Source organism: Dyella sp. AD56 (assembly GCF_002878475.1).
GTDB lineage: Bacteria > Pseudomonadota > Gammaproteobacteria > Xanthomonadales > Rhodanobacteraceae > Dyella.
In genome coordinates, this window is the sequence record NZ_NRDP01000003.1 from 178,105 (window position 1) to 202,923 (window position 24,819).

Here is a 24,819-nt window from a genome sequence, read left to right on the forward strand (position 1 = left end):
GTGTCCCGGCGTTGTGCGAAAGAGAGGGCGTAAGCCATGAGGGCTTTGGCGGGCCGGGATATGCTATGAACTACCTAATCCATTGATAATTAGCCTCGATGTCCGGTGATAACGGAGCGTATGTCTCTAATGGGAACCCTGCATGGATAGCCTGACGGGCATCGTCGCCTTCGTTCGTAGCGCGGAGGCACTGAGCTTCACAGGCGCGGCCCGGACACTGGGTGTGTCGTCGTCGGCTATCGGGAAAAGCATTGCCCGGCTGGAAAAGGCGATGGGCGTGCGCCTGTTCCTGCGCAGCACGCGCAAGGTGCGGCTCACCGCGGAGGGCATAGTGTTCTTCGAGCGCTGCCGACGAATCCTGGACGAACTGCAGGATGCCGAAGCGGAGATGACACGCGCGGTGCAGGCACCGAGGGGGCAGTTACGGGTCAGCGTGCCGGCCATCGGCTATCGCTTTCTGCTGCCGCATCTGAAAGCTTTCCGGGATCTCTATCCGGAAATAACACTGGATCTCGATTGCAGCGATCAACTGGTCGACCTGGTTGAAGCAGGCATCGACGTCGCCATTCGTAGTGGCACGTTGGCTGATTCGCGTCTTGCAGCACGGCGGTTGGGGCCGTTCCGTTTCGTGCTTTGTGCTTCGCCGGACTATCTTCGCGAACACGGTACGCCGCTGTCGGTTGGAGATCTGGAGCGACACGATTGCATTCGCTATCGCTTCGTCACCACGGGCAAATTGATGGAGTGGGGCGTTGCCACGGATGGGCCGCTGCGCCTTCGCCCGTCGCTTGTGTGCAACAACATGGAGGCCGTGCTGGCGGCCACCCTCGACGGGCATGGCCTTGCTTACATGCCCGATTTCCTCGCCCGTGATGCGATACGCGATGGCGCGCTGCAAACGGTGCTGGCCGACCACATCACTGACCACGGACAATTTTGGGCGGTGTGGCCTTCCGGGCGCACTTTGCTGCCAAGGGTGCGAGTGTTCGTCGACTTTATGGCGACACGGCTATTTCCCGGCGACGACGGGACGGCCGCCGTGGCCGGTAGGCAGCGTCCGCAGCGCAAGCAGCACTGAGGACTTCTACACGGCCGCCTCAGGCGGTGGTGGCCGACTCGGTCACGGTATCGATGCCGTTGTCCGCCGGCTCGCTGGTGTGCGCCGGCTGCAGTACGTGGTGGGCCAACCCATGCAGATCGAGTTGGTCCACGGGTATCGGGCGGTAATCCGGGCCGAACGCGACCTCACCGAACTTCCAACCGGCCGGACGGCGCACCGCACCCCAGAAGCGCTTGGCCGCATTCCAATGCAGGCCAACGAGGCCGTGGTTATTGTCGTCGTCCACCATGGGGTCACCCACGCCGGTGGGGCGCAGTGGCTCGTTGTACAGCGCGGTGCCGAAGATCACATCCCAGATCGAGAACACCTGACCGAAGTTGCAGTTGTGCAGATTCGGGCGCGTGGGATCGACCAGCATGTGGTGCAGGCGATGGAACTTCGGCGACACAAACAGGCGGTTGAACACCGGGCCGAAGGCGATGCGTACATTCGCATGCGAGAAGTTCTGCACCAACTCGCCGATCAACACCAGCCAAGCGAACTGCTCAGGCTCCACGCCCATCACGATGCCGACGCAGGCCAGGATCATCGATTGGATGAAACCGTCGATAAGGCTGCCGCGGTCGTTCGTCCAGCAGCTCATCTGGCGCGTGCTGTGGTGCATGCTGTGCAGCGCCCACCACCAGGGCAGCGCGTGCTGCAGGCGATGCATCCAGTAGTACACCAGGTCGTAGATGACGTAGTAGCAACCGAACAGCAGCCACGGATGCTGCTTCAACCACGGCAGCCAGTGCGTGATGGCGAGCGGCGAAGCGCTGGCATCACTGGGGCCGGTGTCGGGGCCGCCGAAATAGTTGGCGATGGGCGTGAGGATGAGGAAGCTGAAGATCGGAAAGATACCGACCAGCATCATCACGGTGTACTGGAAGTCGACCTTGGTGAGCTTGCGGTCTTCCCATTTCTCCGCCGGCACCATGCTTTCCAGCGGGCGGAAGATGAGGCCGATCACGCAGAGCTGGAACGCCGCGATGAGTAGCGAGGCGGAGATGTCGTTCGGGTCGCCGGCAAGGCCTTCCAGGTGCAGAAACTGCAGCACCGGCAGCACGCCATGGCTGGCGAACCAGCTGACCAGATGGGACCACAGTTCAGACATCATCGACACCTTGCGAGGAAACGTATGCGGTCCTGCAGGTGGGAGAAAGCGTGGGGCGCTCTACAGAACCGGGCGGTTTAGGATACCGCCCACGTCCGGTGGCATCCAACCGGCAGGATTTTGCGCTGGCCACCTTTCAGCCGGCTGCCTCAGCGGCGTAGACGTTCGTCGAGTTCACGCAGGCGTTCTGCTGTGCCCACGTCGGTCCATGCGCCGCGATAGTGGCTGCCGCTGAGTTCCTGGCGGGCGATGGCTCGTTCAAGCAGCGGCCTCAGCTTGAAGCGGGGCGGCGTCTGCAGCGATCCGGCGTCATGGATAACGTCCTGCCACCTGTCGAGCAGTTCGCGGCGAAATACCCCGATGCCGCTGTAGGTGAGGCGCGGTGCGCCGTCGTCATGGATCAAACCCTGCGCATCGAGTCCGAAGTCGCCATCGGGATGATGCGGCGGGTTGTCCACCAACAGCAGATGTCCTGCGCCACGTGGCTCGACGGGCAGGGTGTCGAAAGGAACGTCGGTCCACACATCGCCACTGATGACCATGAAGGGCTCGGGGCCGAGCAAGCCCAAGGCATTGAGCATGCCGCCGCCGGTTTCCAGCGGCGTAGGCCCTTCGTAGGCATAGCGGATGCGCAATCCCCAGCGCGAGCCGTCACCCAGCGTCTCGGGAAACTGGTCAGCGAGATGTGAGGTATTGATCACCACATAGCGCACGTCGATAGCGGCGAGCTTCTCCAGGTGCCATTCGATCAGCGGCTTGCCACCCACCGTCAGCAAGGGCTTGGGCGTGTGATGGGTGAGCGGACGCATGCGTTCGCCTAGGCCCGCCGCGAAGATCAGTGCATGCCTCATGCGTTCACCTGCGTCAGGTCATGACCTTCTGCGTGTCGCTTCAGTAGTTCGACGAAGTCAGCCAGCTCCGGATAACTGCTCGCGACGGAGATGATGTAGTCGTACACGCGCGGCACATCGGCGAGATAGCCGGGCTTTCCATCGCGATACCACAACCGGTAGAACTGGCCGAGCACGCGCACGTGGCGATGCAGTCCGGTGAGATCGAACCAGCGCAGGAACTGTTTGCGCGTCGTGGTGGCATCGATCACGCCGGCGCGCAGCAGCTTCTCGCGATACGACTCCACCCAGTTTTCCACCCACTGGCGTGGCCATACGACATACGCATCGCGCAGCAGCGACGCCAGGTCATAGGTGATCGGGCCCGACAACGCGCCTTGAAAGTCGATGACGCCCGGCGTGTTGTGATCCACGATGAGCAGGTTGCGACTGTGATAGTCGCGATGCACGAAGCAACGCGGCTGTTCAAGCGCGTTATGGATGATGGTGGTGAACGCCGCCTCCAGCACATCCCACTCACCGCAAGTCGGCGTGTAGCCAAAGTGTCGCTGCAGAAACCACTCCGGCATCACCTCCAATCCCTTCATCAGCATGGCGTGATCGAATGGCGGCAGATCGGCATGCTCGACGCGCGTTTGCATGAGCAGAAGCGCATCCATCGCGTCGCTATAAAGCGGGTCGGCTGTTTCATCGTTTAGCCGAGGCAGGTAGAGGTGTGTGCCCAAGTCCTCGATCAGCAAAAAGCCCTGCTCGAGATCGCTGGCGTACACCTTCGGTACGTGGATGCCGGCCGACGCGAGACGCTCGCCGATGTGGACCCACGGCCTCGGATCTTCCTGTTGGGGCGGCGAATCCATCACGACCCAGGTCTTGCCGCCGCGCTCCGCGCGCCAGTAGCTGCGGAAGCTGGCGTCCGAGGAGGCGGAGGAGAGTTCAAGCGTGGCGTCGCCAAGGGTGGCGCGGGTCCAGGCCAGTCGTGCGGCGGCGCGTTCGGAAGCGGAGGTCATGGCATGTTGCAAAGGGCGATGCCGTAAAGCTTAGCGGCAGCTAAGCACGAACTGTAGGCGCATCGGCCAACCAGAAGGCGGCCCCTCTCTCCACATCCGCCTCCCCAGACAGGGGAGAGAGGGGCCATGAAACTGTCATTTACGAGAGGTTGTAAGCCTTCTCTTCGTGCAGCGAGATGTCCAGGCCAACCTGCTCCTGTTCGTCATCCACACGCAGCCCCAACGTCCAATCGATCAGCTTAAGAATCACCAGGCTGAGCACCGCGCTCCAGATCACCGTGAATCCCACGCCCTTGGCCTGGATCCACAGCTGCCCCCACAGCGATTCCACTGTACCGAATCCGCCTAGTTTCGGTGAGGCGAGCGGGCCGGTGAGCAACGCGCCGACGATGCCGGCGATGGCATGCACACCGAACACATCGAGCGAATCGTCATAGCCGAGTTTGTGCTTGAGCCGCGTGGCGCTGAAGAAGCAGACCACGCCCGCGATGAGGCCAAGCACCAGTGCGCCGCCCGGTCCGGCGGTGCCGGCTGCCGGAGTCACCGCGACGAGGCCGGCGACCGCGCCGGAGACGATGCCCAGCACGCTGGGGCGTCCGTGCACGATCCACTCGACGAACAACCAGCCCAGCGCCGCGGCGGCGGTGGCTACCTGCGTCGCCAGCATCGCCATGCCCGCGCTACCGTTGGCGGCCACGGCCGAGCCTGCGTTGAAGCCGAACCAGCCCAGCCACAGCAGGCTGGCGCCCATCACGGTGTAGCCCAGGTTGTGCGGTGGCATCGGCACGTTTGGGTAGCCGCGGCGCTTGCCGATCACCAGGCACGCCACCAAGCCCGCGATACCGGCATTGATGTGCACGACGGTGCCGCCCGCGAAATCGATCACGCCCAGGTCGCCAAGGAACGAACCCGGGCCGCTCCACACCATGTGCGCCATTGGTAGGTAGACGATGGTCAGCCACAGGCCACTGAACCAGAGCAGCGCGCTGAACTTCATGCGCTCGGCGAAGGCGCCGATGATCAGCGCCGGCGTGATGATGGCGAAGGTGAGCTGAAACATCACGAACACGCTTTCCGGCACCGTTTGGTAGCGCGAGTCCGGTTTCAGGCCGGCAAGCATGACGCGATCGAGTCCGCCGACGAATGAATGCAGATTGGTCACGTGTACCTGCATGCCTTCGGTGCTGAAGGCCAGCGAATAGCCGTAAACCATCCATAGCACCGTGACCAACGCGGTGATGGCGAAGCACTGCATCAACACTGACAGCAGGTTCTTCGCGCGCACCATGCCGCCGTAGAACAGCGCCAGGCCGGGAATCGTCATCAGCAGCACGAAGGCCGTGGCGGTGAGCATCCACGCGGTGTCGCCGCTGTCGATATGTGTGGGTGCTTCAGCTACCTGCGCCCATAACGGGGATGAGGCTAGCAGGGCGGATACGGCAAACAGGGTCTTGCCCATCTTGGGGTCAGAGCGCATCGACGTCGACCTCCTGCGTGCGAATACGGATGGCCTGTTCGAGCTCGCTAACGAATACCTTGCCGTCGCCGATCTTGCCGGTGCGCGCGGCGCCGATGATGGCTTCCACCGCTCGGTCGAGCTGCTCGTCTGCCACTGCCACTTCAAGCTTCAGCTTGGGCAGGAAATCCACCACGTACTCCGCCCCCCGATAGAGCTCGGTGTGTCCGTGCTGGCGGCCGAAACCCTTCACCTCGGTGACGGTCATACCCGTCACGCCCACTTCCGTTAGCGCTTGGCGGACATCGTCCAGCGTGAACGGTTTGATGATGGCCGTAATCCACTTCATCCCCAGCGCTCCCCGTGCGGTCGATATGTGGCAGTGCAGCAGGATGCGTGCCAGGGACCGACTGACGTCGCCTGAGGACCACACATCGTCATTCCCGCGAAAGCGGGAATCCAGCGCCTTCAATGGGTTGTGAAAGGCGCTGGATCCCTGCCTTCGCAGGGATGACGGTGAGAAGAGGCGGGCACTTCGGGGCGTTGGCGTCTCGCATTGCCCGCAAACAGGGCATCAAGGCGCGGCGGAATCCCGTATTTGGTGCGACGCCGCGGTTTGACCCCCGAGGCATTAATCAGTACCATTTTGGTACCGATTCCCGCAGTCTCCCTGGCCGATTCCCCATGCTCCGCGTCAGCCGACTCACCGACTACGCCACGGTGGTGATGACCTGCATCGCCGCTCACCCAGACGACGTGCTCAGCACGGCGCAGATCGCCGATGAGGCGCGTCTGGAGCTGCCGACCGTGAGCAAGCTCCTGAAGTCGCTCGGCCATGCTGGACTGGTGGAGTCCTTTCGCGGCGTCAACGGCGGCTACCGCCTGGCGCGTCCGGCGGGGGAAATCACCCTGGCGCAGATCGTCGAAGCGCTGGAAGGCCCCATCGGCATGACCGAGTGCAGCCTCGCCGAAGGCCAGTGCGAGCGCGAGTCGCAATGCGGCGTGCGCGCTAACTGGCAACACGTCAACAGCGTCGTAGACAGCGCTCTGCGCGCCGTCAGCCTGTCCGACATGCTCAAACCACCCAGTCGTCGCATCGAAATCCATCCGATCGGATGAACACGACGCAACCCTCGACCGCGCACGACGACACGAAGAATGCCATGACTACCGAAACCACCGAACGCAGTGATCTTTCCGCCACGACACTTCGCGACAACGCTGAAGTTGCCGAAGCGCTGGGTCGTCGCTACGAAGCCGGTTTCACCACGGACATCGAGACGGAATATTTGCCGGTCGGCCTGTCCGAAGACATCGTGCGTCAGCTTTCCGCACTCAAGAAAGAGCCGGAGTGGATGACCGAATGGCGTTTGAAGGCGTATCGCCATTGGCTCACCATGCCCACGCCCGATTGGGCCAAGCTCAATCTGTCGCCGATCGATTACCAGTCCATCAGCTATTACGCCGCGCCGAAATCCGGCCCGAAATCGCTGGACGAGGTGGATCCGAAACTGCTGGAAACCTACGACAAGCTCGGCGTGCCGCTGCACGAGCGCGCCAAGCTCGCGGGTGTGGCAGTCGACGCCGTGTTCGACTCGGTGTCGGTGGGTACTACCTTCCGCAAGGAACTGGCGGAGGCGGGCGTGATCTTCTGCTCCATGAGCGAGGCCATCCGCGAACATCCTGAGCTGGTGCAGCAGTACCTCGGCAGCGTGGTTCCCGTGGGCGACAATTATTTTGCCGCGCTCAACTCCGCCGTGTTCTCCGATGGCTCGTTCGTGTTCATCCCCAAGGGCGTGCGTTGCCCGATGGAGCTGTCCACCTATTTCCGTATCAATGCGATCAACACCGGGCAGTTTGAGCGCACGCTGATCGTGTGCGAAGACGGCGCCTACGTGTCGTATCTGGAAGGCTGTACCGCGCCGATGCGCGACGAAAACCAGCTGCATGCGGCTGTCGTTGAACTGGTCGCGCTGGAAAAAGCGCAGATCAAGTATTCGACCGTGCAGAACTGGTACCCAGGCGATGAGAATGGCGTCGGCGGTATCTATAACTTCGTCACCAAGCGCGGCGACTGCCGCGGCAGCGATTCGAAGATCTCGTGGACGCAGGTGGAAACCGGCTCGGCCATCACCTGGAAGTACCCCAGCTGTGTGCTGCGGGGCGATCGCTCGGTGGGCGAGTTCTACTCGGTCGCGCTGACGCATCATCACCAGCAGGCCGACACCGGCACCAAGATGATCCACATCGGCAAGGGCACCAAGTCGAAGATCGTCTCCAAAGGCATCAGCGCTGGCCGCAGCTCCAACAGCTATCGCGGCCTGGTGAAGGTGGAGAAGGGTGCTGAGGGCGCGCGTAACTACACGCAGTGCGACAGCCTGCTGATCGGCAAGAAGTGCGGCGCACACACCTTCCCGTACATGGAAGTGAAGAACCCTACGGCCATTGTCGAGCACGAGGCCACCACCTCCAAGATTTCCGATGACCAGCTGTTTTACTGCCGTAGCCGCGGCATCGGCGAGGAAGACGCCGTGTCGATGATCGTCGATGGCTTCTGCAAGCAAGTCTTCCGCGAACTGCCGATGGAGTTCGCGGTGGAAGCCAAAAAGCTGCTGGAAGTGTCGCTGGAAGGCGCGGTCGGCTGATCCCGCTTCGCGCGATCACGGCAAGCCCAAACCCACCATTTGAAACTGCGATGCCACGGCGTCGCCTACTGAAGAAAACGCCATGCTGAAGATCGAGAACCTGCACGCCCGCGTCGAGGGCAAGGACATCCTTAAGGGCCTCACGCTCACCGTGAACCCGGGCGAGGTGCACGCGATCATGGGGCCCAACGGCGCCGGTAAGTCCACCCTGGGGAACGTACTCTCGGGCCGAGACGGTTACGAAGTGACCGAAGGCACGGTGACCTTCAACGGCGTCGATCTGCTCGCGCTGGAGCCGGAAGAGCGCGCCGCCGCCGGTGTGTTCCTGGCCTTCCAGTATCCGGTGGAAATTCCCGGCGTGAACAACACCTACTTCCTGCGCGCCGCGCTCAATGCGCAGCGCAAGCAGCGCGGCGAGAAGGAACTGGATTCCATGCAGTTCCTCAAGCTGGTGCGCGAGAAGCTGAAGATCATGCAGATCTCCGACGAGCTGCTGCACCGCGCGGTGAACGAAGGTTTCTCGGGTGGCGAGAAGAAGCGCAACGAGATTTTCCAGATGGCCGTGCTGGAGCCGAAGCTGGCGATCCTCGATGAAACCGATTCGGGTCTGGACATCGACGCGCTCAAGCAGGTTGCGCAGGGTGTGAATGCGCTGCGTTCGGCCGAGCGCGGTTTCCTCGTGATCACGCACTACCAGCGCTTGCTCGATTATATCGAGCCGGATTTCGTGCACGTGTTGGCCGACGGCCGCATCGTGCAGAGCGGTGACAAGACGCTGGCGCTGAAGCTGGAAGAGCAGGGCTATGCGTGGGTGAACGACAAGGACCCCGCACTGACCGGAGCCTCAGCATGAGTGAGCCGCAGCGCACGCCCTTCGTCGACTCGCTGCTGGAGGCTGCCGCGCAGGCACGCCTGCCGGGCAGCGGCATCGGCTGGCTGGATGCCGCGCGTCGCGAGAATCTCGAGGCGTTCGCCGCCGGTGGCCTGCCGGACACGCGCATGGAAGCGTGGAAGTACACGGCACTACGTGCGCTGGGTCAGCGCCGGTTTGCGCCGGGCGACGCGCAGGCGGCCACGCGTTCCATCGACGTGAAAGATTTTGCCTTGCCCGGTGTCGACGGCCCCTCGCTGGTCTTCGTCAACGGTGTGTTCCGCCCCGATCTGTCGCGCGTCGACCCACTGCCGGAAGGCTTGAGCCTGCAGCCGCTATCGCAGGCACTGCAGAGTGATGCCGAACCGCTGCGCTTCGCCCTGTCACGGCACTATCGCGAGGGCGGTGACGTCTTTGCACGCCTCAACGCGGCGCTGGCCGGCGACGGCGTGGTGCTGCGCGTCGCTGCTGGAACCCAGGTCAAGCAGGCCGTGCGTCTGCTGTTCATCGGTGCGCCGGCTGAAGGCGCGCTGGCATGGCACGTGCGTCATGTGATCGAACTGGGCGAAGGCGCGGAGCTTTCGCTGGTCGAGCAGCATGTGTCGTCCGGCGCACAGCAAGACCTGGGTACTCAGGTGGCCGACATCGTGCTGCGTCAGGGTGCCAAGTTGCGCCATGTGACGTTGCAGGACGCGTCGGAGGGCAGCACGCTGGTGCGCCACGACAGCATTCACCTCGATGCAGATGCACACGCGGCGCTGTACGTGATGGAACTCGGCGGTTCGCTGGTGCGCCATGACCTGCATGCCGTGCTGGCGGGCGACAAGTCGCGGCTGGATACGCGCGGCGTGTTCACGCTGCGCGGGCGGCAGCACATGGATACGCAGATGTCGATCCGCCACCAGGCGTTGAATACGGCCTCAGAATCGGTATGGCGGGGTGTAGCTGACGAGCGTTCGCGCGGCGTATTCCGCGGCGCCATCGTGGTGGCCGCGGGCGCGGATGGCAGCGATGCCAGCCTCAGCAGCAAGAATCTCTTGTTGTCCGGCCAGGCCGAGATCGATACCAAGCCCGAGTTGGAAATCTACGCGGATGAAGTGAAGGCTGCGCACGGCGCCACTGTCGGCCAGCTCGACGAGCGTTCGCTGTTTTACCTGCGCTCGCGTGGCATTCCGTTAGCCGAAGCGCGCGCCATGCTCACGGCAGCGTTCTGCCGCGCTGTGTTCGGCGGGCTGGCGGACGATGGGCTGCGCGAACACATCAACACCCAGCTGATGGCACACCTTCCCTCCGCCTGAGCGGCGAGCGACGGCATCTTGGCGAAAGGATCACGATGAACGCACAGACCCGACCGAGCCCCACCGTTTTCGACGTGCAGCGTGTCCGCGCGGACTTCCCGCTGCTGTCGCGCACCGTGCATGACAAGCCGCTGATCTATTTCGACAACGCGAATACGAGCCAGAAGCCGTTGAGCGTGATCGAAGCGGTGGACCAGCACTACCGGTTGCGCAACGCCAACGTGTCGCGCGCCGTGCACTTGCTCGGCGAGGAAGCCACCGCGGCCTACGAAGGTTCTCGCGATAAGCTGGCGCGCTTCGTCAATGCGACGTCGCGCAACGAGGTGATTCTCACCTCGGGCACGACGCAGGCGATGAACCTGATCGCCTACAGCTATGCGATGCCGCGTCTGAAGGAAGGCGACAGCATCCTCACCACGGTGATGGAGCATCACGCCAACATCGTGCCGTGGCAGATCGTTGCCTCGCGCACGGGTGCGACCGTGAAGGCCGCACCTATCGACGATCGCGGCGAACTGATCCTCGAGAAATACTTCGAGATGCTCACGCCCGACGTGAAGCTGGCTTGTGTCACGCACGTGTCCAACGTACTGGGTACGGTCAACCCCGTGCGTGAGATTGCCCGCGAATGCCGCAAGCGCGGCATCCCGCTGGTGGTGGATGGTTCACAGGCTGTGCCGCACCGCCCGGTAGACGTGCAGGCGATCGGTTGCGACTTCTATGCTTTCACCGGTCATAAGATGCTTTCGCCTACCGGCACCGGTGCGCTGTGGGCGCGCAAAGAGCATCTCGAAGCCATGCCGCCGTTCTTCGGCGGTGGTGAGATGATCCGCGAGGTCAGTTTCTCCGGCACGACTTTCGCCGCCCCGCCGCACAAGTTCGAGGCGGGTACACCGAATATCGCTGGCTTCGCCGGTGTGGGTGCTGCCATCGATTACTACGATTCGATCGGCTTCGACGCCATCCATGCGTGGGAGCAGCAGTTGCTTGCCTACACGACGGAGCGGCTGCGTGACATTCCCGGCCTGCGCCTGTTTGGCGAAGCGCTGGACAAGGAGCCGGTTATCTCCTTCCTGATCGAGGGTGCGCAGGCAACAGATCTCGCCACGCTGCTGGATCTGCAGGGTGTCGCGGTGCGTTCGGGTCACCATTGCGCCCATCCGCTGATGCAGTTCTTCAAAGTGCCAGCCACGCTGCGCGCCTCGCTCGCGTTCTACAACACACGCGAGGAAGTGGATGCATTCATCACGGCGTTGTTGAAGGTGCGCAAGCTGCTGATGTAAGCGCAGCGAGGGCAGGGATGTCACTGGCTACGAAGGAATCGCATGCACACGCACCTGAAGAATGACCTCGCCGCGATGGACGCGATCCTCGATCGCGCGCGCGAACTGGCAGGCGGCTACCTTGATGGACTCGACCAGCGGCCCGTGGCGGCCAGCCTGCCGCGCGACGTGTCCGCGCATGTTGTGCTGCCCGAGCAAGGCATCGGCGCACTCGAAGCGTTGGAGCAGTTCCACCGGGACTACGACGCGATGCTCTCAGGTAGCCCAGGAGCACGCTACTTCGGTTTTGTGACCGGCGGCGGCACGCCTGCTGCACTCGCGGCCGACTGGTTGGTCAGCACGTACGACCAGAACACACAACGCAACGGCGACACCTGTGCGTCGGTGATCGAGTTGCAGGCGGTTGATATGCTGCGTCAGTTGCTCGACTGGCCTTCGGCCTGGACGGGCATCTGCGTGACCGGCGCCACCATGGCCAACTACGTCGGCATGGCGGTGGCAAGGCAATGGGTGGGGCACGAGTACGGCCGCGACGTCGCTGCGGAGGGCTTACACGGCCTGCCGCCGGTGCCGGTGTTCGCCGGCAGTGCACATTCGAGCACGCTCAAGGCGTTGAGCATGGCGGGCATGGGTCGCCATGCCATCCATGTGATTCCCCAGCAGGATGGTCGCGAGGCTTTGCGGGTAGATGAGCTCGCGCGACTGCTACGCGAGCGTGGCGACCAGCCGAGCATTGTGGTTGCGAGTGCCGGTACGGTGAATACGGTCGATTTCGATGATCTGGCCGCGTTAGCGGAACTCAAACAGCAGCATCGTTTCTGGCTGCACGTGGATGCGGCGTTCGGTGGCGTGGCCGCGGCATCAGCGCCACGCCGCGCGCTGATGGCAGGCATTGAGGCGGCGGACTCGGTAACGGTGGATGCGCACAAATGGCTTAACGTGCCTTACGACTGTGCCATCGCCTACACCGCACATCTGCCGTTGCAGTTGGAAGTGTTTCAGAACCATTCGGCCTACCTGCCCGCGCCTGAGCCGATACCCGATCACTTCCTGCACCTTGCGCCGGAGAACTCACGACGCTTCCGCGCGCTTCCCTTGTGGATGACCCTGCAGGCCTACGGCCGCGAGGGTTACGCCGAGATGGTCGAGCGCAACTGTGCGGCGGCGAATCGACTGGGCGAACTGATCACGGGTGATCCACGCTGGCGCCTGGCGGCACCCGTGCGGCTCAACGTGGTGTGCTTCGCGCCAGTGGATGCAGATGCAGCAGCCATTACCCGCCTGCAGAAGGCATTGCATGCCGATGGTACGGCTTATGTGTCGCCATCATCCCTGCATGGCCAACCTATCCTGCGCGCCGCGATCTGCAACTGGCGCACGACCATGGACGATATCGACCGGACGTTTGAGGCGCTGCAGCGGCTGCTGCCCTGAGTCATTCGCCGTGTTGTTTTTGCGTCACGGCTTCTTGTCGGGCATCACGCATTGGTTATCGCGAAACAAGGCCCATTCCTCGCACTGCCTGCCATCTTGGAATACGCAGATGCCGCTGACGTTGCCTGCCGCGTCCTGCCGCAGGTCGAGCTTGCCGCCCTGCTTGATGCAGGCCACGGAGGCCGGGTTGGCCATGCCGATGGATGGCTTCGTATCGTTGTGCTCTGGTGTCGGCGATGACGTGGCGCAAGCCGACAAGGCGAGAACGAGCAGCGTTGCGGCAATGATTTTCATAGAGTGTTCTGAGGAAGGGGCGTTGCGCGACTATAGTCCCGTCAATGGAGCGTATCACCCGGATGCATCTGAAGTTCTGCCGAGGCAGCGGTATGCTTGGCGTGTTCACTGGCACGCACGGAAATGGATGACATGGAGCAAGTTGCCTTGAAAATCTCTACGTTTCGCCATGTATGGCATGTTTTTGGCGTGCTGTTGCTGATGCTGGCTTTCCAGCTTCACGCCACCGATGTGCCGGCCTTGCAGGGGCGAGTGAACGACGATGCTCAGGTGCTGGGCAAGGATGCGTCCGCTATCGAGGCGAAGCTGGCGGCGCACGAACAGCGCACCGGCGAGCAGGTGGTGGTGCTGACGGTCCGCAGCCTGAACGGGCAGGACATCGAAAGCTACGCCAACGACGTGTTCGCGCAGTGGAAGCTGGGCCAGAAGGGCGTGGACAACGGTGTCCTGATCGTCGTGGCTGTAGATGACCACCGCATGCGCATCGAGGTGAGTTACGGGCTGGAAGGCACGCTTACCGACTTGGCTAGTTCGCACATTATCCGTGAGCGCATGCGGCCGCATTTCGCGGATGGCGACTATGTCGCTGGCGTCGAATCGGGTGTGGACGGTGTACTGGGCGTCCTCGATGGGGATGCATCCGCAGCGGCAGCGCCTCCGCAGGAAACGCCGAATCAGGTGATTACGCGCATGGGCTTTTGGAAGTCCGGCGCCGGCTGGTTCATGGTGGGTGTGCTGTTGTTCTGCTTGATGTTCGCGTGGATGTCGAAGGAAGGCGGAAGCTGGTGGATGCTGTTCCTGCTTGGGCCGCTCACCTTGCCGCTGTTGCTGCTGGTCTGGCCGTGGTGGGCGGTGGTGCTGGCGTATGTCACGCATGTGCTGGTGGCGATGCTCTGGCGTCGCCGGCGTATGCGCTATGAATACGAGCACGGTGGAACGGGCAAGCGCAAATCCGCCGTCGAAGCATGGCCGCCAACCCTTGGGCAGCTGATCACCTGGACCGGTCCGGCTGGCGCTGGCTTGGTGGGTACGGAGAGCCGGAGAAGGCGTGGCGGTTCGGGTAGCAGTAGCTCTGGTTCGTCGTCGTCGGGTTATTCAGGTGGCGGAGGCAGTTCGGGTGGCGGTGGCGCTTCCGGCAGTTGGTGAGCTTCGGAAATAAAAAGTCCGCGAGCATCTGCGCTGTTGCGTGTCTTGCTCGCGTTCTATAACGCCTGCGAACAAGTTGACGCGTACATCACGGCATTGATGGAAATGCGCAAGCGACTGGTGTGATTGCCTGTCGCACTCTTGGGGGAGCGCATGAGTGCGTAGGAATACGGTGAAGTGGTTCGTAATCTACCCCATCATGGTTGCTACGATTTTCGGTATCTCCGTCCGTGATGCCCATGTTCAACGTCAGTGGATGCGCATACGGTGATGGTGGATATCCACGTAGCGGCGACTGGGCGTTAACGCATCCTGTGCTGTGCTAGTGAGTGTGCCCCAGTGGATGTTGGGCATAAGGGGCGTCAGAGATATCCGGGTTCGTTCGTCTCGTCATCAGAGACGTCCAAATATTGTTTGCGTTTGAGATCCACGGTTCTCGCCCTGGGCTTTGGCTTGCGCCTTTCCGTGGGGAAGTTGCATCGTGATTGATTCAACGTTGCACGGTGTTCTCTTTCGCTTCTGGTGGGTGAGCGCGTCATGCCTGTTCACTTGCATCTGCGCGCCAGTCGCTTGGTTTGGGTCGTCACTTTTAATGTGGAAAGGTGAACGCGGCCGAGTTGTCGCAGGGTTGGTAATGGGCAAGTGATCGAATATTTCCCTTCGCCGGAGGTGCTGTCATGAGTACTTTTGCGATTCGAGGTTTCTTCCGATCCATGATCGTTGGTGCAGTTTCTCTCGTGGTGGGGTTGCTGGCCATGGGTTTCGCTCCTGTTGCGAATGCGGCTGTCTTGGAGGTGCTGTGTACGGGCTCCACAGCCTATACGTTCACTCCCGGAATAATCGATACGGAGCGAACGGTACAATTCGCAGCTACGCAAAATCTCACCGGTTGTCCGGTAAAGATCGGTGTGCCATCCAACTTGAATGGTGGAACATCCACGGTGCAGGGGAATTTTCTTGTGGACTGTGACATCGCGGCGACTCTCCAGCCGACGAACACAACGGAAACCTACTACTGGAGCAACGGCAGCCAGAGCGTGGTGAATTACACGGAGGTGGTGGATGCGATCGCCGTTGATGGAACGTTGACAGCGACATTCACGGGGACGGTGATGTCCGGTGTTGGTGGGGGGAGTACCGCTACCCTGGTGGTGGTCTTGCCAGACTTTCAGGATATTGTGGACGGCGCCTGCTTCACTCCGCAGGGTGTGACGAGTTTGTCGGGCACCGTGACGCTAAATATTCTCAGCTTGTAGTTGCCAACCTTTGTTACTGCGACGCATCGCTCTCACGAGCGAGGGATGATCGGTGCCTCGCGAGCTCACTCCACATGCTGCTGGCTGACTGGGTATGATGGGCGAGCGACGCTTTGCGCAGCAAACAAAACGCCGCGGTATGGCCGCGGCGTTTTGTTTCAGACGATGGGTAACGATGGTTACCAGATCTTCACTTGCTTATCGGCCGGGCGGACCATGGTGTCACCGGCCTTGCATTGGAATGCCTGCGCGAACGCCAGCATATTCGAGGGTGCACCAATGGCGCGGAATTGCGCCGGTGCGTGCGGATCGGTATTGAGCAAGGTGAGCTGTGCCTCTGGACGGATGCTGCCGCGCCATACGCGCGCCCAATTGAGGAAGAAGCGCTGGTCCTGCGTGTAACCGTCGATCTTCTTCTTCGCTTCGGCGGGGTTGCGGGCGAGCGCCATCTGCAACGCGTCGTACGCGGCGTTGAGGCCACCGAGGTCACCGATGTTCTCGCCCATGGTCAGCTTGCCATTGACGAACTTGCCAGGCAGCGCTTCATAGTGGTTGAACTGGTCGGCGAGCAGATCGGTGCGCGCTTCGAAAGCCTTGCGGTCTTCGTCGGTCCACCAGTTCACGTTGTTGCCCTGCGCGTCGAACTTGCTGCCCTGGTCGTCGTAGCCGTGGCCCATCTCATGGCCGATCACCGCGCCGATGCCGCCGTAGTTGAGTGCGTCGTCCGCCTTGGCGTCGAAGAACGGCGACTGCAGGATGGCGGCGGGGAACACGATCTCATTCTTTAGCGAGTTGTAATACGCGTTCACCGTCTGCGGCGTCATGCCCCATTCGGTGCGGTCCACCGGCTTGCCGATCTTGCCGATCATGTAGGCGTAGTTGAACTGGTCGGCGGCCTGCACATTCTCGAAATAGCTGCTGTCGGACTTGATGGTCAGGCCGCTCCAGTCACGCCACTTGTCCGGGTAGCCGATCTTGGGCGTGAAGGTGGCCCACTTCTCTAGCGCTTTCTTCTTGGTGGCGTCGCTCATCCACGGCAAGTTCTCGATGCGCGTCTTGTAGGCGGCGCGCAGATCGCCGACCAATTGTTCAGCACGCGCTTTCGACTCCGGTGAGAAGGTCTGTGCCACATAGAGCTGGCCCAATGCCATGCCCATGCCACCTTCTACGCTGTCCAGCGTGCGCTTCCAGCGTGACTTCATTTCCTTCTGGCCGTTGAGCGTCTGCGCGTTGAAGGCGAAGTCTTCCTGCTGAAATGGCTTGGATAGGTACGGTGACGCCGCGTCGATGGCATGGAAGCGCAGGTAGGCCTGCCAGTCGTTCACTGGCACGTCGGCCAGCATCTTGTCGAACTCGGCGAAGAATTTCGGCTGTGACAACGAGAAGCCGTCCTTCACATCGGCACCCTGGGCCTTGAAGAACGCAGCCCATTCGAAGTGCGGCGTTACTTTGTCGGCATCGGTGATGCTGATGTAGTGGTAGCGATTCTCAGGTTGGCGCAATTCGGTGGGCACCAGTGAGGCAGCAGCAAGGCGGGTTTCCAGCGCCATCACCGTCTTGGCCTGCTTCTGCGCATCCGCTTCGTTCACGCCGACCAGTTGCAGCGTGCGGGCGATGTGCGCCACGTATTCGGTGCGGATCTTTTCGAAATCCGGCTTGCTGTAGTAGTCGGCGGTTGGCAGGCCCAAGCCGCCCTGGTTGGCGTAGGCAATCTGGCGGCTGGAATCCTTGAAGTCGGCGTTGCCATACAAACGGAACGCCACCGGGTTGCCCTTGGCGTAGCTTTCCGTGATGTAGCTTGCGATGTCCTTGCCGTTCTTCAGGCCGTCGATGCGCGCCAGTTCGGGCTTGATGGGATCAAAGCCCGCCTTTTCGACGGCAGCTTCATCCATGCCCGAGGCATAGAAGTAGCCAATCTTCTGCTCGATGGAGCCGGGCTTGGCGGTCGCGGCATCCTTGGCGGCTTTGTCCACGATGCCGTGCTGCACATTCAGGCTGTCTTCGCGCAACGCATCGAACGAGCCCCAGCGTGTGCGGTCGGCGGGAATCGGGTTGGCGGCGAGCCATTTCGCATTGACGAAGCCGTTGAAGTCGTTACAGACGTTCTTGCCGGTGTCCAGTTCCTTCACGTCGAAGGAGCCGGAGGGGGCGGCCAGTGCAGCGGTGCACAGGCTCAGGCCCACGGCAAGCGCGAGCGGTTTCACAATGCGGTTCTTCATGGAATCTCCCAAAAGGGACGCGCCGCGCGCATCCGGTCGTATACACGGGGCACGTGGCCCCGATGCTGAGGCTAGGGAGCGGCGTCAGTCAGCCGACAGTGTCGAAGGTCATTGTGCGGCGCGATGGCGGGGCGATCGACGGCTTCAGCGGCGGGCGATGCGGTAGGTGCAGCGTCGTCCACCCGTCAGCAGATGCTGTTCACGTGTGACCTGCACTTCCGGGCCGAGCACATCCTGGAAGAGCATCAGTTCGCTGCGGCAAAAGCCCTGGCACGCGCGGGCCGCCGCGCAGATGGGGCAGTGGTCCTCGATGAGCAGCCAGTCGCGGCCGTCGCGCTCCGCTCGCGCCATGTAGCCTTCGCGTTCGCGCAGTTCGGCCAAGCGCCGAACACGCTCGCCGGTGGTGCGTGCGCTGCCCAGATGATCGATGTAATGGCGCCGGCTGTCGTCGCGGCGGGCATCGATCAGGCGGTCGACGCCCGCGTCACCGAACAGTGTGCGCACGGAATCGATCAGCTCGACCGCCAGTTGTGCGTGGGTATCTGGGAAGCGTGCATGCCCGGCCTGGGTCAGTGCCCAACATTGGCGTGGGCGCCCGGCGCCACTGCCGCGCTCGGCTTCGCCGGCGATCAGGCCTGCTTCCGCCAATTTCTGCACCTGCTGGCGCACGGCTTCCGTGGTTAGACCCAAGTCATCGGCCAGCGCCGCGGTGCCTTGCGGGCCGACGGTCTTGAGCTGGAACAGGATGCGTTCGGCTGTGGCCTCGGATCTATTTTCCAAGTTCATTCTTGTTTAATTCCGGCCGTCTCGACTAATATGCAAGTACATTCTTGGATATTAGGCGCGCGTGCGCGCACTGTCGAGGTTTCATGTCCACCATCGCCACATCTCCCAGTTGGCGCGAACTGCTCAGCGGCCGCAACGGCACGCGCTGCCTGGCGCTGGCCGGCGGCACCGCATTGCACGCCATCAACATCTACATGGTTACCACGTTGATGCCATCCACCGTCGCTGAGATCGGCGGCATGGCGTACTACGCGTGGAACACCACGCTGTTCGTGATCGCATCCATCGTTGGCGCAAGCGCTGCCGCTCCGTTGGCGCGGCGATGGGGCAGCAAGAACGCCTACCTGTCCTCGCTGATGGCGTTTGCGCTGGGTACGGTCATTTGCGCCATGGCGGGCGACATGCCGACGCTTCTGGCCGGGCGTACGTTGCAGGGTCTTGGCGGCGGCGTGCTGGTATCGCTCGCTTACGTGTTGATTCGCGAAGTGTTCGAGCCAGGGTTGTGGCCGCGGGCGATGGGCCTGGTGTCGGCGATGTGGGGCATTGCCACCTTGTCCGGCCCGGCCATTGGTGGCGTCTTTGCGCAGTGGGGCCACTGGCGCGATGCCTTCTGGTCGCTGCTGCCTGTGGCCGCCGTGCTGGCCGTGATAGTGATTCGCTGGCTGCCAGCCGGCACGCGCAGCGACGAGCCGTTCCGCTTGCCTGGCCTGCGCCTGCTGTTGCTGACGTTATCGGCGCTGACCATTTCGTTGGCCAGCCTCAGCCATGCTGCTATGTGGCAGGTGCTGGGTGTCGCCGCTGGCTTGTTGCTGGCGGCGCCCATCGCGTGGCTGGATCGGCGCGCTTCGTTGCGCCTGCTGCCGGCGCTGGCCTACCAGCCATCCCGGCTTCGCGCGATCTACGCGGTCATGGCCGCGCTGGTGATTGGCAGTAACGCCGAGATCTTTGTGCCGTATTTCCTGCAGGTCGTGCACGGGCACGGGCCGCTGGCGGCCGGCTATCTCACCGCGGTGATGGCGGGAGGGTGGAGCTTTGGATCCATGATCAGCGCCGGACGTGGCGCGCGCTTCGCCGCCTGGGCCATGCGCAGCGGCCCATGGTTGATGGCCTTGGCGCTCGTATGGCTTGGCTTGATGTTGCGACAGACGCAGGGCTTTGCCGATGGCATCGGGCTGGCACTGCTGTGCATGGCGATGGCCGGCGTGGGTCTTGGCATCGGCCTGGCCTGGCCGCATTTGCTGAGCAGCCTGCTGTCCAGCGTGCCCGCCGAGGACGGCGCACTCGCTTCCGCCTCCATTTCCACGGTGCAGTTGTATGCGATGGCGTTGGGTGCGGCGATGGCTGGTCTCATCGTCAATGCCGCAGGTTTGAGTGATCCGGGTGGTGTGGAAGGTGCACGCCGCGCCGTTCCCTGGCTGTTCGGCAGTTTTGCCCTGCTGGCACTGGCCGGCCTGCCAGCGGCGCGTCGCGCGGCGGCGCGTTGAGCGGTACGCGCAGCGCATGGCGCTGCAATTGGCCCGCGCTGCTCAGGCGGCGAGAGGGAAGTCCAGCTCCACCGTCAGCCCTGGATCCGCATCGCGCAGCGAAAGCTGTATTCCATGCAGGTCAGCGACGGCACTGACCAGCGCCAGGCCCAGGCCACTGCCTGGGGTACTGCGACTGCTGTCCAGGCGCACGAAGCGCCGCAGCACGCGTTCGCGGTCCGCGACGGGTATGCCGGAGCCGGAGTCGGTGACGCGGCCGATGAGGCGATCAGCGCTGCTCTGCAGGTCCAGATGGATGCGTGAACCCGCCGGGGTGTGGTGCAGCGCGTTCTCGATCAGATTGGCCAGCATCTGGGTCAGCAGCGCCTGGTCGCCGCGCAGGCGCCGCCCCGCTTCGATATTCGCCGACAGTTGCTGGCCGAGGTCTTCGGCGACGGGCCGGTAGGTTTCCGCCAGTGCGTCGAACAGTGCGGACAGGTCGAGTTCGTCGAACCCCGAGCGGCGTTGGCGGGACTCCACGCTGGCGATGCGCAACAACGCGCGGAAGGTGGCTAGCAGATCGTCCACCTCGGTAAGCGCGCGTTGCAGGCTGTCGCGCAGCCCCATTTCGTTGGCGTGAGGGTCACTGCCGGACTCCAGGCGCTGGCGCATGCGCATCAGCGGCGTGCGCAGGTCGTGGGCGATGTCGTTGGACACCTGGCGCATCCCGTCCATCAGCACGTGCATGCGGGTGAGCATGCGATGAAAGCGATTGGCCAGCCGGTCGAATTCGTCATTCTTGCCGGAACGTGCGATGACGAAATCCGCTTCGCCCTCCAGTGCGCGCTCGGCAAGCTCGCCCAGTGCATCGATGCGGCGCATGTAGAGCCAGCCGCCGATGCCGCCGGTCAGGAGCACGAGCAGCAACGCGGAAACGCCGATCTCCAGGAAGCGGCGACTCAGCAACTCGCTCAGCTCCACCACGCTGCGGTTGTCGCTACCGGCAACCAGCCAGCGGCCATCGGGCAGGCGCGTTGCGTAGAGATGTACTTCGTCGGCGTCGCTGTTGTCTTTGCCCAAGGCGCCCTGGAGAGGTACCGTCTGCCAGCCGGCAACGCTCGGGCGGTAACGCAGATTGCCGGCGATGCGGTTGCCAGCGGCATCGGTGAGCAGGTAATAGTCCGGTCCCACCGGCATGACGGCCACGCGCTGGCGGATCTGCATGTCCAGCGTGCGATCTGCCGCCGCCTGAAGCAGGCTGGCCATGTCGGTCTTGACGTTGGCGCGCAGCTGAGCCTCGGCATAGTCGCTGACGCTCCACCATGCGATCCCAAGCAGGGCGGCCACCAATACCGCGAACAACGATGCCTGGATCAGCGTCATGCGGAACGCGGCGGTACGTAAGGGGTTAATCCTCGACACGCAGGCAATACCCGGCGCCGCGCACGGTATGCAGCAACTCCCGCTCGAAGTCGCGATCGATCTTGTTGCGCAAGCGGCTGATGTGCGTCTCGATCACACTGGTCTGCGGATCGAAGTGGAACTCCCATACATGTTCGAGCAGCATGCTGCGTGTCACCACGCGGCCCTGGTGCATCATCAGGTATTCCAGCAGGCGAAATTCCCTGGGCTGCAATTCGACTGGCTGGCCCGCACGCCGTACCTCGCGCGTGATGCGATCAAGTTCGAGATCGGCGGCACGTAGTAGCGTCGCATGGTCCGTCATATGCGGCCTGCGCGACAGCGCGGCGAAGCGGGCACGCAGTTCGATCATGGCGAAAGGCTTGGTCAGGTAGTCGTCGGCACCGGCGTTGAGGCCCTCGACGCGATCATTCACTTCCCCCAGTGCGGAGACCATGAGCACCGGCGTTTCACGGCCGGCATGGCGCAACTCTCGCACCATCGATACGCCGTCGAGGCGGGGCAGCATGCGGTCGACAATGATCACGTCATAGCGTTCGCGCGCAGCCATGGTGAGGCCCGCATAACCGTCATGCGCGCTATCGATGTGTGTGGCGCTGGCGTGGAGACCGGCGGCGATGTGCGCGGCGGTCTCGCGGTCATCTTCCACGATAAGGATTCTCATGGGCATCGTTCCAATGGCTTGCCTGTGCATGTGGCTGCGAACGCGAACCACGTCACGCGGTTCCTTACCGATAGGTAAGGCCCCTGCATCTTGCTAGTCATAGCAGTTCCTTAGTGTCTGTTGGATGACAGCGCGCTTGTCGCTCGACAGCGTGGCGCAAGACCGTCCGGGCATTCATTCATCCAAGGGTTCACTCATGGCAGCAAAACGTGCAGGCAGCATTCTTGTGGGCGTCGCTGCATTGACCGGCGCGAGCATGGCTCACGCGACTGGCTTCGCCTCCCTCAAAGGCATCATTGAAAACGACCATCATCCGGTGGCCGGCGCACAGGTGGCGTTGAGCGAACTGAACCGCAGTGTGGTGACCGGGAAAGACGGCACGTACGAGCTGGAAGGTGTCGAGCCTGGCAACTACAACCTGGTGGTCAGCGCCGACGGGCAGTCGCCCATGCAACGGCAGGTGATGCTGCACGCCGGTCAGACGATTGAGCAGGATGTGGAACTGGGTAGCGCGGCGAAGACACTGCAGGCGCTGAAGGTGACGGCGCAGACCACGCCGCTGGACATGGCGCGCAGCATCCAGCAGGAGGCGCCCAACCTGGTGAACGTGCAGCCCGCCACCGAGATCCGCAAGCTGCCCGACGTGAATGCAGCCGAGGCTGTGCGCCGTATTCCCGGCATTTCGCTGGAAAGCGACACGGGCGAGGGGCGCTTCATCAATATCCGCGGCTTGGACGCCGACCTCAACGGTGCCACCTTCGACGGCGTGCGCCTGCCGCCGACCAACCCGGCATCACCGATGGGCGGCGGTCGCGCCGTGGCCTTCGACTCGATCCCTACAGGTCTGATCGGCGCCATCACCGTGACCAAGACCAACACGCCGGACCAGGATGCCGAAGCCCTGGGCGGCACGATCGAGATCACGCCCAAGCAGGTACCGCCGGGCAAGGACCAGTTCCTTGAGCTGGAGCTGGGCACCGGTCTCGAGAGCCTGCGCGACACGCCGATCAAGGACTATCAGGTGTCCGGCGGCAGCCGCTTCGGGCCCGGCAATGCCTTCAGCTTCATCGGTACCCTGGCGTACTACGAAGACAAGCGCGGCGTCGACGACATCGAAGGCTCGTACGCGGACGACCAGGCCAATGGTACGCCCGACAAGGTGATGAACGACTTCGAGCAGCGGCGTTACCAGTACCACCGTCGCCGCATCGGCTACGGCGGCGAACTGAACTACCAGCCGGACGATGACAATCGATGGTACGTGCGCTACTTCAAGGCAGGCTATACCGAGTCGGTGAACCGCCAGCGCTTGACCTACAACATGTTCGGTGGCGGCACGGGTTCGGTGACGGCCGATCCGTCCAACCCCAAGGGCTTCATCGACCCCAACGTCACCTACGACAAGACGCTGCGCGATGAGCGCGAAACCATCGCCACGCGCGTGGCCTCCATCGGCGGCGAGAACCATTTCCACGACTTCAATATCGATTACCTGCTGGCCGCAACCTACGGCACGTACAACAAACCGCACGACTACAACAGTACGTTCGCCAACCCCAATACCTATACGGTGGCTTACGACAACATCAGCGATCCGCGTTACCCTCGTTTCAATCCGCTCAATGGCAACCCGCTGGATCCGTCGGCCTATACGTTGTCCGATTTCCAGAACAGCACCGAGCACGACCACACGCAGGAATACACAGGCGCGTTCAACGTCACCATCCCCACCTGCTGGTTCGAGGGCGGCGACGAGAACGTCAAGTTCGGCATAAGCGCGCGCAAGAAGGATCGCCACAGCGAGATCACGAGTTTCAACGCCGTGCCCCCGGCACTGCCGATGACGCAGTTCATCGGCGGCAAGCCGGTGACGTTCTACGACGGGCACTATCAGAACGGCTACAACCTGTACGCGGCGGGCTTGCGCGACCTCTACGTGAACAACCAGGGCTTGTTCCCCGAGGCCAATCCGCTAGCCGACCAGCAGGCCGAGGCGCAGGGCGCGTCCAATGGCAAGGAAAGTGTCTACGCCGTGTACGGCCAGTATCAGTTCAAGCCAGTCGAAAAGCTGGACATTCTCGCTGGCGTGCGCTGGGAGCGCACCGTGGGGGCCTATGGCGGCAACGAAGTGCTGCTCGATCCGAACACGGGTGCGTTTGCTGGCGCGACGCCGATTTCGGTGGGCCACAGTTACAACAATTTCTTCCCGACGGTGCAGCTCCGCTATGAGTTCGCGGAGTCGCTGATCGGCGCGCGGTCTACTCCAAGACCATTGCCCGTCCGGGCTTCAACCAGCTCACCACCTCGACGCTGATCGATCCTTCGTCGGATAGCGTCACGCAGGGCAATCCCAACCTGAAACCCACCACCAGCGACAACTTTGACCKGCTTCGYYGGTCATCTTCAGCATGCCGACCGGATGGCAACGGATCACCGAGCCCGGCACCAGCGGCCAACGGCAGAATCGACCAGCGCGTCGAGCGGGTCACCGTCGCCACCGAGCGTGCCCGG

The 24,819-nt window shown here is 62.7% G+C and carries 21 protein-coding genes and 1 pseudogene; 11 read left to right on the plus strand and 11 right to left on the minus strand.

Annotated elements, in window-relative coordinates; all coding sequences use genetic code 11:
- Positions 1-142: 142 nt before the first annotated feature.
- A complete protein-coding gene (locus DyAD56_RS03335; protein WP_102301324.1) occupies positions 143-1,078 on the plus strand; it encodes a LysR family transcriptional regulator in 936 nt (311 codons plus the stop codon).
- A 19-nt stretch (positions 1,079-1,097) separates the two neighbouring features.
- Here the strand turns inward: DyAD56_RS03335 and DyAD56_RS03340 are convergent, their stop codons facing one another.
- From DyAD56_RS03340 to DyAD56_RS03360, 5 genes are all read right to left on the minus strand, one after another.
- A complete protein-coding gene (locus tag DyAD56_RS03340) occupies positions 1,098-2,216 on the minus strand; it encodes a sterol desaturase family protein (RefSeq protein ID WP_102301325.1) in 1,119 nt (372 codons plus the stop codon).
- 146 nt (positions 2,217-2,362) lie between these two features.
- A complete protein-coding gene (murU, locus tag DyAD56_RS03345) occupies positions 2,363-3,064 on the minus strand; it encodes an N-acetylmuramate alpha-1-phosphate uridylyltransferase MurU (RefSeq protein ID WP_102301326.1) in 702 nt (233 codons plus the stop codon).
- Entirely contained in the window at positions 3,061-4,071 is a 1,011-nt protein-coding gene (locus tag DyAD56_RS03350) for a phosphotransferase (protein ID WP_102301327.1), read from the minus strand. Before DyAD56_RS03350 ends, murU begins: the two co-directional genes overlap by 4 nt.
- Positions 4,072-4,210: 139 nt before the next feature.
- A complete protein-coding gene (locus DyAD56_RS03355) occupies positions 4,211-5,548 on the minus strand; it encodes an ammonium transporter (RefSeq protein ID WP_199178870.1) in 1,338 nt (445 codons plus the stop codon).
- The gene (locus tag DyAD56_RS03360; protein WP_074547766.1) at positions 5,538-5,876 is read right to left on the minus strand and encodes a P-II family nitrogen regulator; all 339 of its coding nucleotides are present in this window, start codon (positions 5,874-5,876) and stop codon (positions 5,538-5,540) included. Before DyAD56_RS03360 ends, DyAD56_RS03355 begins: the two co-directional genes overlap by 11 nt.
- A gap of 335 nt (positions 5,877-6,211) precedes the next feature.
- Here DyAD56_RS03360 and DyAD56_RS03365 point away from each other — a divergent pair, with 335 nt between their 5' ends.
- The 6 genes from DyAD56_RS03365 to DyAD56_RS03390 all read left to right on the plus strand — a co-directional run bounded on the left by DyAD56_RS03365 (position 6,212) and on the right by DyAD56_RS03390 (position 13,058).
- Entirely contained in the window at positions 6,212-6,646 is a 435-nt protein-coding gene (locus DyAD56_RS03365) for an SUF system Fe-S cluster assembly regulator (protein ID WP_102301328.1), read from the plus strand.
- Positions 6,647-6,690: 44 nt separating this feature from the next.
- A complete protein-coding gene (gene sufB / locus DyAD56_RS03370) occupies positions 6,691-8,172 on the plus strand; it encodes a Fe-S cluster assembly protein SufB (RefSeq protein WP_102301356.1) in 1,482 nt (493 codons plus the stop codon).
- Between the two features lie 82 nt (positions 8,173-8,254).
- On the plus strand, positions 8,255-9,025 hold the full coding sequence (gene sufC, locus DyAD56_RS03375) for a Fe-S cluster assembly ATPase SufC (RefSeq protein ID WP_102301329.1): 771 nt from the start codon (positions 8,255-8,257) through the stop codon (positions 9,023-9,025).
- Positions 9,022-10,341, plus strand: coding sequence for a Fe-S cluster assembly protein SufD (sufD, locus tag DyAD56_RS03380; protein WP_102301330.1), 1,320 nt, complete (start codon positions 9,022-9,024; stop codon positions 10,339-10,341). The genes sufC and sufD overlap by 4 nt, the downstream gene beginning before the upstream one ends.
- 35 nt (positions 10,342-10,376) lie before the next feature.
- Positions 10,377-11,624: a cysteine desulfurase gene (locus DyAD56_RS03385; RefSeq protein WP_102301331.1), complete on the plus strand. Its 1,248-nt coding sequence runs from the start codon at positions 10,377-10,379 to the stop codon at positions 11,622-11,624.
- A gap of 42 nt (positions 11,625-11,666) precedes the next feature.
- Positions 11,667-13,058 (plus strand): pyridoxal-dependent decarboxylase, encoded by a 1,392-nt coding sequence (locus tag DyAD56_RS03390; RefSeq protein ID WP_102301332.1) that lies wholly within the window; start codon positions 11,667-11,669, stop codon positions 13,056-13,058.
- Positions 13,059-13,082: 24 nt separating this feature from the next.
- Here the strand turns inward: DyAD56_RS03390 and DyAD56_RS03395 are convergent, their stop codons facing one another.
- Positions 13,083-13,352, minus strand: a complete 270-nt coding sequence (locus tag DyAD56_RS03395) for a DUF333 domain-containing protein (protein WP_102301333.1) — start codon at positions 13,350-13,352, stop codon at positions 13,083-13,085.
- Between the two features lie 147 nt (positions 13,353-13,499).
- Here DyAD56_RS03395 and DyAD56_RS03400 point away from each other — a divergent pair, with 147 nt between their 5' ends.
- Both DyAD56_RS03400 and DyAD56_RS03405 read left to right on the plus strand, forming a co-directional pair.
- Positions 13,500-14,498: a TPM domain-containing protein gene (locus DyAD56_RS03400; RefSeq protein WP_158241244.1), complete on the plus strand. Its 999-nt coding sequence runs from the start codon at positions 13,500-13,502 to the stop codon at positions 14,496-14,498.
- Between the two features lie 677 nt (positions 14,499-15,175).
- Entirely contained in the window at positions 15,176-15,754 is a 579-nt protein-coding gene (locus DyAD56_RS03405; protein ID WP_102301335.1) for a hypothetical protein, read from the plus strand.
- Positions 15,755-15,933: 179 nt separating this feature from the next.
- Here the strand turns inward: DyAD56_RS03405 and DyAD56_RS03410 are convergent, their stop codons facing one another.
- Together DyAD56_RS03410 and DyAD56_RS03415 are read right to left on the minus strand one after the other, a co-directional pair.
- Positions 15,934-17,973: a M13-type metalloendopeptidase gene (locus DyAD56_RS03410; RefSeq protein ID WP_102301336.1), complete on the minus strand. Its 2,040-nt coding sequence runs from the start codon at positions 17,971-17,973 to the stop codon at positions 15,934-15,936.
- A gap of 144 nt (positions 17,974-18,117) precedes the next feature.
- A complete protein-coding gene (locus tag DyAD56_RS03415; RefSeq protein WP_102301337.1) occupies positions 18,118-18,759 on the minus strand; it encodes a transcriptional regulator in 642 nt (213 codons plus the stop codon).
- An 83-nt stretch (positions 18,760-18,842) separates the two neighbouring features.
- Here DyAD56_RS03415 and DyAD56_RS03420 point away from each other — a divergent pair, with 83 nt between their 5' ends.
- A complete protein-coding gene (locus tag DyAD56_RS03420; RefSeq protein ID WP_102301338.1) occupies positions 18,843-20,243 on the plus strand; it encodes an MFS transporter in 1,401 nt (466 codons plus the stop codon).
- A 42-nt stretch (positions 20,244-20,285) separates the two neighbouring features.
- On the opposite strand, the gene DyAD56_RS03425 is transcribed toward DyAD56_RS03420, so the two are convergent.
- The gene (locus DyAD56_RS03425) at positions 20,286-21,644 is read right to left on the minus strand and encodes a HAMP domain-containing sensor histidine kinase (protein WP_146010427.1); all 1,359 of its coding nucleotides are present in this window, start codon (positions 21,642-21,644) and stop codon (positions 20,286-20,288) included.
- Entirely contained in the window at positions 21,631-22,308 is a 678-nt protein-coding gene (locus DyAD56_RS03430; protein ID WP_102301340.1) for a response regulator transcription factor, read from the minus strand. Before DyAD56_RS03430 ends, DyAD56_RS03425 begins: the two co-directional genes overlap by 14 nt.
- A 196-nt stretch (positions 22,309-22,504) precedes the next feature.
- Here DyAD56_RS03430 and DyAD56_RS03435 point away from each other — a divergent pair, with 196 nt between their 5' ends.
- On the plus strand, positions 22,505-24,622 hold the full coding sequence (locus DyAD56_RS03435; RefSeq protein ID WP_158241245.1) for a TonB-dependent receptor: 2,118 nt from the start codon (positions 22,505-22,507) through the stop codon (positions 24,620-24,622).
- A gap of 69 nt (positions 24,623-24,691) precedes the next feature.
- On the opposite strand, the pseudogene DyAD56_RS24200 reads toward DyAD56_RS03435, so the two are convergent.
- Positions 24,692-24,819: pseudogene (locus tag DyAD56_RS24200) on the minus strand (inorganic diphosphatase); the annotation flags it as partial.

Excerpts from the sequence above, each read along its gene's own strand:
- DyAD56_RS03335 (WP_102301324.1), top strand. The coding sequence starts at position 143 with ATGGATAGCCTGACGGGCATCGTCGCCTTCGTTCGTAGCGCGGAGGCA.
- DyAD56_RS03340 (WP_102301325.1), bottom strand. The coding sequence starts at position 2,216 with ATGATGTCTGAACTGTGGTCCCATCTGGTCAGCTGGTTCGCCAGCCAT.
- murU (WP_102301326.1), bottom strand. The coding sequence starts at position 3,064 with ATGAGGCATGCACTGATCTTCGCGGCGGGCCTAGGCGAACGCATGCGT.
- DyAD56_RS03350 (WP_102301327.1), bottom strand. The coding sequence starts at position 4,071 with ATGACCTCCGCTTCCGAACGCGCCGCCGCACGACTGGCCTGGACCCGC.
- DyAD56_RS03355 (WP_199178870.1), bottom strand. The coding sequence starts at position 5,548 with ATGCGCTCTGACCCCAAGATGGGCAAGACCCTGTTTGCCGTATCCGCC.
- DyAD56_RS03360 (WP_074547766.1), bottom strand. The coding sequence starts at position 5,876 with ATGAAGTGGATTACGGCCATCATCAAACCGTTCACGCTGGACGATGTC.
- DyAD56_RS03365 (WP_102301328.1), top strand. The coding sequence starts at position 6,212 with ATGCTCCGCGTCAGCCGACTCACCGACTACGCCACGGTGGTGATGACC.
- sufB (WP_102301356.1), top strand. The coding sequence starts at position 6,691 with ATGACTACCGAAACCACCGAACGCAGTGATCTTTCCGCCACGACACTT.
- sufC (WP_102301329.1), top strand. The coding sequence starts at position 8,255 with ATGCTGAAGATCGAGAACCTGCACGCCCGCGTCGAGGGCAAGGACATC.
- sufD (WP_102301330.1), top strand. The coding sequence starts at position 9,022 with ATGAGTGAGCCGCAGCGCACGCCCTTCGTCGACTCGCTGCTGGAGGCT.
- DyAD56_RS03385 (WP_102301331.1), top strand. The coding sequence starts at position 10,377 with ATGAACGCACAGACCCGACCGAGCCCCACCGTTTTCGACGTGCAGCGT.
- DyAD56_RS03390 (WP_102301332.1), top strand. The coding sequence starts at position 11,667 with ATGCACACGCACCTGAAGAATGACCTCGCCGCGATGGACGCGATCCTC.
- DyAD56_RS03395 (WP_102301333.1), bottom strand. The coding sequence starts at position 13,352 with ATGAAAATCATTGCCGCAACGCTGCTCGTTCTCGCCTTGTCGGCTTGC.
- DyAD56_RS03405 (WP_102301335.1), top strand. The coding sequence starts at position 15,176 with ATGAGTACTTTTGCGATTCGAGGTTTCTTCCGATCCATGATCGTTGGT.
- DyAD56_RS03410 (WP_102301336.1), bottom strand. The coding sequence starts at position 17,973 with ATGAAGAACCGCATTGTGAAACCGCTCGCGCTTGCCGTGGGCCTGAGC.
- DyAD56_RS03415 (WP_102301337.1), bottom strand. The coding sequence starts at position 18,759 with ATGAACTTGGAAAATAGATCCGAGGCCACAGCCGAACGCATCCTGTTC.
- DyAD56_RS03420 (WP_102301338.1), top strand. The coding sequence starts at position 18,843 with ATGTCCACCATCGCCACATCTCCCAGTTGGCGCGAACTGCTCAGCGGC.
- DyAD56_RS03430 (WP_102301340.1), bottom strand. The coding sequence starts at position 22,308 with ATGAGAATCCTTATCGTGGAAGATGACCGCGAGACCGCCGCGCACATC.
- DyAD56_RS03435 (WP_158241245.1), top strand. The coding sequence starts at position 22,505 with ATGGCAGCAAAACGTGCAGGCAGCATTCTTGTGGGCGTCGCTGCATTG.